Origin of the sequence: Burkholderia sp. ZZQ-2, from assembly GCF_050768715.1 — a bacterium.
GTDB lineage: Bacteria > Pseudomonadota > Gammaproteobacteria > Burkholderiales > Burkholderiaceae > Burkholderia > Burkholderia cepacia.
The window spans coordinates 60807-69793 of record NZ_LDVA01000328.1; the positions used below are offsets into that span (position 1 = coordinate 60807).

6 protein-coding genes are annotated in these 8987 nt (G+C 70.6%); 4 read left to right on the top strand and 2 right to left on the bottom strand.

Going from position 1 to position 8987, the window contains the following annotated elements:
- Nucleotides 1-35: 35 nt before the first annotated feature.
- Nucleotides 36-941: a LysR family transcriptional regulator gene (locus ABY44_RS30740; protein WP_060173547.1), complete on the bottom strand. Its 906-nt coding sequence runs from the start codon at nucleotides 939-941 to the stop codon at nucleotides 36-38.
- A gap of 120 nt (nucleotides 942-1061) precedes the next feature.
- Between ABY44_RS30740 and ABY44_RS30745 the strand changes: the two genes are divergently transcribed.
- Nucleotides 1062-1712: a DsbA family oxidoreductase gene (locus tag ABY44_RS30745; protein WP_060173608.1), complete on the top strand. Its 651-nt coding sequence runs from the start codon at nucleotides 1062-1064 to the stop codon at nucleotides 1710-1712.
- A 151-nt stretch (nucleotides 1713-1863) separates the two neighbouring features.
- Entirely contained in the window at nucleotides 1864-2835 is a 972-nt protein-coding gene (locus ABY44_RS30750) for an MBL fold metallo-hydrolase (protein WP_414142787.1), read from the top strand.
- Nucleotides 2836-2916: 81 nt separating this feature from the next.
- Here the strand turns inward: ABY44_RS30750 and ABY44_RS30755 are convergent, their stop codons facing one another.
- A complete protein-coding gene (locus ABY44_RS30755; RefSeq protein ID WP_027792615.1) occupies nucleotides 2917-3831 on the bottom strand; it encodes a helix-turn-helix domain-containing protein in 915 nt (304 codons plus the stop codon).
- Between the two features lie 411 nt (nucleotides 3832-4242).
- Between ABY44_RS30755 and ABY44_RS30760 the strand changes: the two genes are divergently transcribed.
- Nucleotides 4243-7149, top strand: coding sequence for an ATP-binding protein (locus ABY44_RS30760; protein WP_060173546.1), 2907 nt, complete (start codon nucleotides 4243-4245; stop codon nucleotides 7147-7149).
- A gap of 164 nt (nucleotides 7150-7313) precedes the next feature.
- The coding region (locus tag ABY44_RS30765; protein WP_431643065.1) for an amidohydrolase at nucleotides 7314-8987 on the top strand (1674 nt) is incomplete at its 3' end.

Consider the following 8987-nt stretch of genomic DNA (forward strand, 5'->3'; position numbering starts at 1 on the left):
GGCGCCGCGCGTCGCGCGGCACGCCGCCGGACGGCTCAGTGCGGCGCGCGCACCAGCGTTTCGACGAAATCGATGAACGCGGTCACGCGTTTCGAGCCGCGCTGCGTCGGCAGGTAGAGCGCGGTGACGACCGAGCGGGCCGTGCCGGGCGTCACGTCGTATTGCTCGAAGAGCCGGCGCAGGCGGCCCGACTGGACGTCGGCCTCGACCAGCCAGTCGGGCAGCAGCGCGATGCCGGCGCCGTCGAGCGCCGCATCGCGAAGCACTTCGCTGTGGTTCGATTTCAGGCGCCCGGTAACGCGCACCTGCGCCGTGCCGTGCGCGTCGACGAACGACCACGCCTGCTGGTCGCCGCCGAAGTGAAAGCGCAGGCACGCGTGATCGACGAGCTCGCCCGGCTCGGCCGGCGTGCCGTGCGCGGCGAGATAGTCGTGGCTCGCGACGACGTAGCGGTGAAACGTGCCGAGCGTCCGCGCGACGACTTCGGCGGACGGCACCGCTTCGCCGAGCCGGATCGCGACGTCGATGCGGCCTGCGACGAGATCGACGCGTTCGTCGGTGAGCTGCAGGTCGAGGTCGAGCTTCGGATGGCGCGCGAGGAACGCCGCGACGTGCGGCGCGATGCGGCGCACGCCGTACGCGACCGGCACCGACACGCGCAGCGGCCCGGACGGCTCGTCGCCGCGATCGGACACCAGCGCGTCGGCTTCCGCGAGTTCCTCGAGCAGCTGCTTCGCGCGCGCGTAGTACATCGCGCCCGCATCGGACAGCGTGACCTGGCGCGTCGTGCGGTTCAGCAGTACGGTGCCGAGCGACGCCTCGAGCGCATCCACCGCGCGTACCACCGACGATGCCGCGAGGTCGAGACGGCGCCCCGCGCTCGAGAAGCCGCCGGCTTCCGCTACTTCGACGAACGCGCGCAGCGCGGAGAATTTGTCCATGTCGTGCTCTTCGAGTCTTTGTGCCTTTGTGCAGGCCGCAACGATGCGTTGCGTGCCGTTCGCATTCTATCGCCGGCGCGCAAGCGTTATCTTCCGGACTGCAATGTACAGGAGATGACGATGAAACCCGTCGAAGTAACCGTGACCTACGACCTGATCTGCCCGTGGTGCTGGATCGCGGAGCACCGGCTCGCGGAGGCGATCGAAGCAGCCGGCCTGGCCGGCGCCGTGAACGTGCGGTTCGTGCCGTTCGAGCTGAACCCGACGATGCCGGCCGGCGGCATCGACCGCAAGGCGTACCGGAGCGCGAAGTTCGGCAGCTGGGCGCGCTCGCAGGCGCTCGATGCGCATGTGGCCGACGCCGGCCGCGCGGCGGGCCTTGTGTTCGACCACGCACGGATCGCGCGCACGCCGAACACGCGGCTCGCGCACCGGCTCGTCTGGTTCGCGCAGCAGCGCGGCAACGCGGTCGCGCTCGTCGATGCGCTGTTTGCCGCGTATTTCCGCGACGGCCGCGATATCGGCGATGCGGACGTGCTGGTCGAGATCGCGGCCGGCGCCGGCCTGGCCGGCGATGCGGTGCGTGCATTCCTCGCATCCGGCGAAGGGCTCGACGCGGTGGTCGCGCTCGAGGCGGCGGCGGTGCGCGACGGCATCGCGTCGGTGCCGTCGACGCGCATCGGGTCGACGGTCGTCAGCGGCGCGCAGCCGGCCGACGTGTTTCGCGCCGCATTGCTCGACGCGCAGCGCGCGCGGGATCGGGCCGCGTAAGCCGGGCCGGCGCCGACGGGTGCCGGCTTTCAGAACGATTCATGTCGCGCTCAGGATTATTGCGAAACCGGCCGGTAAGCTCGGTGTCGCGCGCCTGACCGGCCGGGCCGGCAACGCGCGCGATATCTCGATACGCAACCGGGGAGCGGACATGAAGAACCTGAACTGGCGTACCGGCGGCATGCTGGTCATCGCGTGGTGCTTCGGCATCCTCGCATCGGCCGCGTGTGCCGCCGAACCGGGCGGCGCGGATCAGGCGCCCGGCTTCTATCGGCAGCAGCTCGGCAGCCTGCGGATCGTCGCACTGTCCGACGGCACGCATCCGTTTCCGGTCGATACGGTGTTCCGCGACATCTCGAAGGACGACATCCGGCGCGATCTCGACCGCGCGTTTCTCGAACCGCCCGTGCAGGGCTCGATCAACGCGTTCCTGGTCGATACCGGCACGAAGCGGATTCTCGTCGATTCCGGGGCCGGCGTGCTGTACGGCGATTGCTGCGGCAAGCTGCTCGCGAACCTGCGTGCGGCCGGTTATGCGCCGGAGCAGATCGACGAGGTGCTGCTCACGCACCTGCACAAGGATCATGTCGGCGGCATCGTGACGAACGGCAGGATGACCTTCCCGAACGCGGTGGTGCGCGTGAACGAGATCGAAGCGAACTACTGGCTCGATCCGGACAACAAGGCACAGGCGCCGGCGTTCCTCGCGTCGTTCTTCGATGCGGCTGCCGCGTCGGTCGCGCCGTACGTCGCGGCGGGCCGCTTCAAGACGTTTCGCGGCGAAGCGACGCTCGCGCCCGGCATTCGCGCGGTGCCGATGCCGGGCCATACGCCGGGCCATACCGCGTACCTGATCGAGAGCGGCGACGCCGGGCTGCTCGCGTGGGGCGACATCGTGCACGTCGCGGCGATCCAGCTGCAGGACCCGGACGCGACGGTCCAGTACGACAGCGATGCGGACGCGGCGCGCCGCACCCGGCGCGATACGCTGAAGCGTGTCGCGGACAAGCGTTACCTCGTCGGCGCCGCGCACATCGCGTTTCCCGGGCTCGGGCATTTGCGCAGGGACGGGGAGCAGTACGACTGGGTGCCGGTCAATTACGACGCGACGCCGCTCCGGTGAGCGACGGGCGATGCGCGCCGTGATGTGCCGTGTCGTGCAGTGAGGTGCGGGGCGCGCGCGTAGCGGTGGCGCGCGGCCGCGTCAGCGCGTCAGTTCGCGCCGCCAGGCGCCGGGCGGATGGCCGACGATGCGCGCGAACACGCGGTTCAGGTGGCTCTGGTCCGCGAAGCCGCAGGCGGCCGCGATTTCCGCGAGCGACATGTCGGTCGTCTCGATCAGTTGCCGCGCGCGGATCACGCGCTGTTCGAGCAGCCATTGATGCGGCGTGCGCCCCGTCGTGCGCGAGAATGCTCGAATGAAATAGCCGCGCGACAGATCGCATTCGCGCGCGACTTCCTCGATCGACACGCCGAGATCGGCCTTCTCCATCAGCAGCTCTTTCGCGAGCGCCGTCTTCGCCGGCGACAGCAGGCCCTTGTGCTGCAGGTCGCGCGCGTCCGCGTTGCCGTACTGGCGCGCGAGATGCGCGCCGATCGCGAGCCCCATCTGCTCGACGAACAGCGCGTTCAGCACGCCGGGCTCGTCGAGGCTGTCGGCCACCGCGTGCGCGAGATGGCCCAGCACTTCGTCCTGTACGTCGGGCGCGCAGGTCAGGCCGCCGATTTCGGTGCCGTCGTGCTCGCGGCCGAGGCCGTCGAGATACGCGTGCGACAGCTCGACCAGCAGGAAGTCGAACTTGCCGTACAGGTCGGCACGAAAATTCCGGGAGAAGTCGCGAATGTAGATCGAGTTGTGCTGGAACCGCCGCTCGGAGCGGGATTGGCCGGTGCCGCCGTAGATCGTGCGCCGGTGCCCGCCGTTGAGCGACACGCCGATCAGGAAGCCGCGATCGCTGGCCGCCATCTCGATGCGCTCGAAGTGCTCGTCGCGCATGCATTTGCGATGGAGCGTGAGCCCGCCGACCGGGCGTTCGATGTCCTTGGACAGCAGGCTCGACAGGCAGCCGAGCGTGTCTTTCGGCCGTGCGGCCGGGGACGCGACGAGGGAATCTGGCATGGCGGAACAATCCTTCGATGGGGGGCGGCGCGCGAACATATTTACGCGAAGTTTAAACGGTGCACTCGACCGGCCCAAGTTAACTTGAATAAATGTCCACTTGCTGACGAAATGCTTGCCAGCGGCCCGACCCGCGCCGCGCCGGCCTCGACGGGCACGCGAGCGCGCCGCCATGGCCAACGCGGGGCCGATGTTGCCCCATTTTCATTCGGCGCGGCGCCCGCCCGCGGGCGCGCCGGTGTGCGGAAGGCCAGCGCATTTTCCTTCAAGATTTTTGTTAATTCGGTGTTTACACTCAGTCCACATTTTGAGACTTTGCGCCCGGCCGGCAGCGCTGGACGGGTGTGCATTCCCGCCCTGGTGAACGGCCGTGTTCACATGGCGGTCATCGTGGGGAACCTGGAGGCGGCCATGATCCAGATCGGGACGTTGTCGGTGGATTTCGAGCAGCGTGACATTCGCCACCACGGCGCGTCGCTGCGTATCGGCGCACGCGCGCTAGACATACTTGAAGTGCTGCATCGCGCCAACGGTTCCGTCGTGTCGAAGGACGACATCATGGATGCCGTGTGGCCGGGCCTGATCGTCGAGGAAAACCGGTTGCAGGTCCACGTCGCGACGCTGCGCAAGGCGCTGGGCGCGGACCGCGACCTGATCAAGACGGTGCCGGGCCGCGGCTACCTGCTGATCGCGCCTCCCGCCGTCGCGCACGAGGCCGCGCCGCGCACGGCCGCGTTGCCGGCCGATCCCGTCGCGGCGGCCCGCCCGGTTTCGCTCGTCGGGCGTCAGGCGGAGATCGGGCAGATCGTCGACATGATCGAGCGCGCGCCGGTCGTCACGCTCGTCGGGGCGGGCGGCATCGGCAAGACGAGCCTGGCCGGCCGCGTCGCCCACGAGCTGCGCGAGCGGTCCGGCGAACGCGTGCTGTTCGTCGCGCTCGCGAGCGCCGCGACGCGCGACGACGTGCTGCTCGCGATCGCCGCGGAACTCGGCCTCGAGACCGACGGCGTGCCGGGCATCGACCGGATCGCCGGAGCGTTCGCCGCGTCGCCGGCCCTGATCGTGCTCGACAACGCGGAACACGTCGTCGATCTGGTGGCCGATCTCGTCGATACGCTGACGTCGCGCGCGCCGTCGCTGCGCGTGCTCGCGACGAGCCGCGAACCCCTGCATATCTCGGCCGAAGCCGTGTTTCGCGTGAGCCCGCTGGCGGTGCCGGACAGCGACGTGCCGCTCGACGAGATCGTGCGTCATTCGGCCGTCGAGCTGTTCCTCGCGCGGATCCGCGCCGCCACGCCCGACTGCGCGGTCGATGCGGCCGGCATCCGGCTGATCGGCGACATCTGCCGGCGCCTGGACGGGCTGCCGCTCGCGATCGAGCTGGCTGCCGCGCGCGTCGCGACGCTCGGGCTCGAGGCCGTCGCCGCGCGTCTGGACGACCGGCTGAACCTGCTGACCGGCGGGCTGCGCTCGGCGCTGCCGCGCCACCAGACGTTGCGGGCGACGTTCGACTGGAGCTACGTGCTGCTGGATGCGGCCGCGCGCTCGCTGTTTCGCCGGATGGCGTGCTTCACCGGCCCGTTCACGTTCGATGCAGCGCGCGAGGTCGCGATGGATCCCGGGATGTCGGCCGCCGAGACGATCGCGGTGCTCGGCGAGCTGGTCGCGAAGTCGCTGGTGACCGTCGAGTTCCACGGCGCGCACGCGCGTTACCGGTTGACGGAATCGACGCGCGCGTACGCGCTCGAGAAACTGCGCAACGAAGGCGAATTCGACCTCGTCGCCGAGCGTCATGCGTGCTACGAGCGCGAGCAGGGGGAGGCGCGGATGCAGGCGCCGGCGCCGGCCGCGGATCTCGCGAGCCCGCGTGTCGCCGCGGACGCACCGGCGCCGGCGCCGCGCGAGCCCGTCGCGGTCGAGCCGCGAGGGCACGAAGCGGACGCACTGGCGCTCGCGTTGCTGGAACCGGCGCGGATGCGCGAATGCGCGCATCCGGCGCGGCGGGCGCTCGACGCGATCGAGGCCGCTGGAACCGGCGATACCGGCGGCATCGACGCGGCACGCGAGCTGCGTCTGCGCGCCGCCTATGCGACGGCGCTGCTGCATACCGACGGCGATACGCACGCGGCGGCCGCGATGTGGGACCGGACGCTCGTGCTCGCGGGCCGGATCGGCGACGAGGCGTTCGACGCGTGCGCGCTGGTCGGGCTGTGGAACACGATGCTGACGCGCTCCGACATCCACGAATCGCTGCGCTACGCGACGCGCTTCGAGCGCGCGGCCGAACGGCGCGGCGACCGGCCGCAGCGGCTGCTGGCGAACGCGATGGTCGCAACGTCGCTGCATTACTTCGGCGAACACGCGCAGGCCCGCGAGCGGCTGGAGGCCGCGACCGCCGGGCTGGCCGTGGCCGGCGAGCCGTCCTGCGCGGAAGCCGCGCTCGGGGTCGACGTCGCGACGCTCGGCCGCACGATGCTGATGCGGCTCGTCTGGATGCAGGGCGATCCGGAATACGCGATGCGGCTGGCCGCGCAGGCGGTCGAATCCGCGCGCCGCACCGGGTCGGGGCTGGCGCTGTGCGTCGTGCTCGGCGCGGCGGCCGTGCCGATCGCGCTGCGCTACGGCGATCACGACGTGATTTCCGACTATCTCGGCACGCTGCGCTCGACCGCGGAGGCGAACGGGTTCGACATCTGGCTCAGCCACGCGGAAGGCCTCGCCGGGCAGTTCGACATGCAGGCCGGGCATCCCGGCGCCGGTCTCGCGCGGCTCGAACCCGCGCTGCGGCGCATCGAGGCGAGCGGGTTCCGGCGCCTGCTCGCGCCGCTGGTCGTCGCGTACGCGGAAGGGCTGACGCGCACCGGCCGCGCGGCCGAGGCATGCGTGAAACTCGATGCGACGCTCGCGCGCTGCCGCGCGCACGGCGAGCACCTGTTCGTGCCGGAACTGCTGCGCGTCCGGGGGCTCGCGATGCTCGAGCAGGCCCGCACCGCGGAGCCCGATGCCGCGCTCGCGTATGAAGTCGAAGGGCACCGGCATCTGCTGACCGGGATCCATACCGCGAACGGGCAAGGCGCCGCGATGTGGGCGCTGCGCGGCACGCTCGATCTCGCCGATCACCTGATCGAGCGCGGGCGGACCGGCCAGGCGTCGTCGCTGGTGGCGAACCTGTCGGGGCATTTCGATCCGCAATCGCGCGCGTTCGACGTGCGCCGGCTCGCGCGCCTGCAGAACTTCGTGCGCCCGGAGCCGGCACTGCCGGCGGGCCGGTCGCGCATGCGGCACGAGGCGGCGGATGCGATGCAGCAGGTGGCGTAACGGCATGCCCGGTTCGCGCAGGACGACACCGCGCCATCGCGCCGCGGCCCGTCGGTCCGATCGTTCAATGTTCAAGGGGGAGTGGATGGTCCGTGTATCGTCGAACCGGAGGCAGGCGGCATGCGGCCGCGTGCCGGCTCACGGCGCAAGCGGAGGGCCTGACGGTGCTTAGGGCGACGGCATCCGCCGCGGCGGCGGACCTCATCGTATGCAACGGCAAGATCGCGACGCAGGACGACCGGCAGTCGTTCGTGACCGCGCTCGCCGTGAAGGACGGCCGGATCCTCGCGGCCGGCAGCGGGCACGACGTGATGCGGCATGCGCATGCCGGCACGCAGTGCATCGACCTGAACGGCCGCACCGTGATCCCGGGGCTGAACGATTCGCACCTGCACATGATCCGCGGCGGCCTGAACTTCAACCTGGAACTGCGTTGGGACGGCGTGCCGACGCTGGCCGACGCGCTCGCGATGCTGCGTCGCCAGGTGCTGCGCACGCCCGCGCCGCACTGGGTGCGCGTGGTCGGCGGCTGGACCGAATTCCAGTTCGCCGAAAAGCGCGGGCCGACGGCGGCCGAACTGAACGAGATCGCGCCCGACACGCCGGTCTTCATCATGCACCTGGGCGACAGCGCGCTGCTGAACGCGGCCGCGCTGCGCGCGATCGGCTACGGCCGCGACACGTCGAACCCGCCCGGCGGCGAGATCCAGCGCGATCGCCTCGGCCGGCCGACCGGCCTGCTGATCGCGCGCCCGGACATGGCCGTGCTGCACGAGGCGCTCGAACGGGCCCCGAAGCTCGGCCACGACGACCAGATGAATTCGATGCGGCATTTCATGCGCGAGCTGAACCGGCTCGGCGTGACGAGCGCGATCGACGCGGGCGGCGATTTCCAGGCCTTTCCGGACGACTACGGCGCGATCCTGGCACTCGCGCGGCGCGGCGAAATGACCGTGCGCGTCGCGTACAGCCTGTTCGTGCAGCATGCGGGGCGGGAGCTCGACGACTACGCGCGCTGGGTGACGCTCGCGAAACCCGGCGACGGCGACGCGTTCCTGCGGATGAACGGCGCCGGCGAGCTGCTGGTGTATTCGGCCGCCGATTTCGGCAATTTTCTCGAACCGCGCCCCGATCTGCCGGCGGCGCTGGAGGCCGAACTGGCCGCGGTGGTGCGGCTGCTGGTGCGGCACCGCTGGCCGTTCCGGCTGCATGCGACCTACGACGAATCGATCGGCCGCTTCCTGAACGTGCTCGAAGCCGTGAACCGCGAGACGCCGTTCGACGGCCTGCGCTGGTTCTTCGATCACTGCGAGACGATCACCGATGCGAACATCGCGCGCATTGCCGCGCTCGGCGGCGGCGTGACGGTCCAGCACCGGATGGCGTTCCAGGGCGAGTACTTCATCGCGCGTTACGGCGCGCAAGCCGCGATGCGCACGCCGCCGATCCGCGCGATGCTGGCGGCCGGGCTGCCGGTCGGCGCGGGCACCGACGCAACGCGCATCGCGAGCTACAACCCGTTCGTGTCGCTGTACTGGATGGTGTCGGGGCGCACGGTCGGCGGCACGGCGCTGTATCCGGAACGCAACCGGCTCGGCCGGATGGAAGCGCTGCGCTGCTATACGGTCGGCAGCGCGTGGTTTTCCGGCGAGGACGACTGCAAGGGCGCGCTGGTGCCCGGCCACTACGCCGATTTCGCGGTGCTGACGGACGACTACTTCACGATCGACGAAGCGCGGATCAAGTCGCTGTCGTCGGTGCTGACGGTCGTCGGCGGCAGGATCGTGCATGCGGACGACGAGTTCGCGTCGCTCGCACCGCCGCCGCCGGCGGTCAGC

What these genes read in the sequence shown, in the direction of transcription:
- ABY44_RS30740 (WP_060173547.1), bottom strand. Translation starts at nt 941, where the DNA reads ATGGACAAATTCTCCGCGCTGCGCGCGTTCGTCGAAGTAGCGGAAGCC.
- ABY44_RS30745 (WP_060173608.1), top strand. Translation starts at nt 1,062, where the DNA reads ATGAAACCCGTCGAAGTAACCGTGACCTACGACCTGATCTGCCCGTGG.
- ABY44_RS30750 (WP_414142787.1), top strand. Translation starts at nt 1,864, where the DNA reads ATGAAGAACCTGAACTGGCGTACCGGCGGCATGCTGGTCATCGCGTGG.
- ABY44_RS30755 (WP_027792615.1), bottom strand. Translation starts at nt 3,831, where the DNA reads ATGCCAGATTCCCTCGTCGCGTCCCCGGCCGCACGGCCGAAAGACACG.
- ABY44_RS30760 (WP_060173546.1), top strand. Translation starts at nt 4,243, where the DNA reads ATGATCCAGATCGGGACGTTGTCGGTGGATTTCGAGCAGCGTGACATT.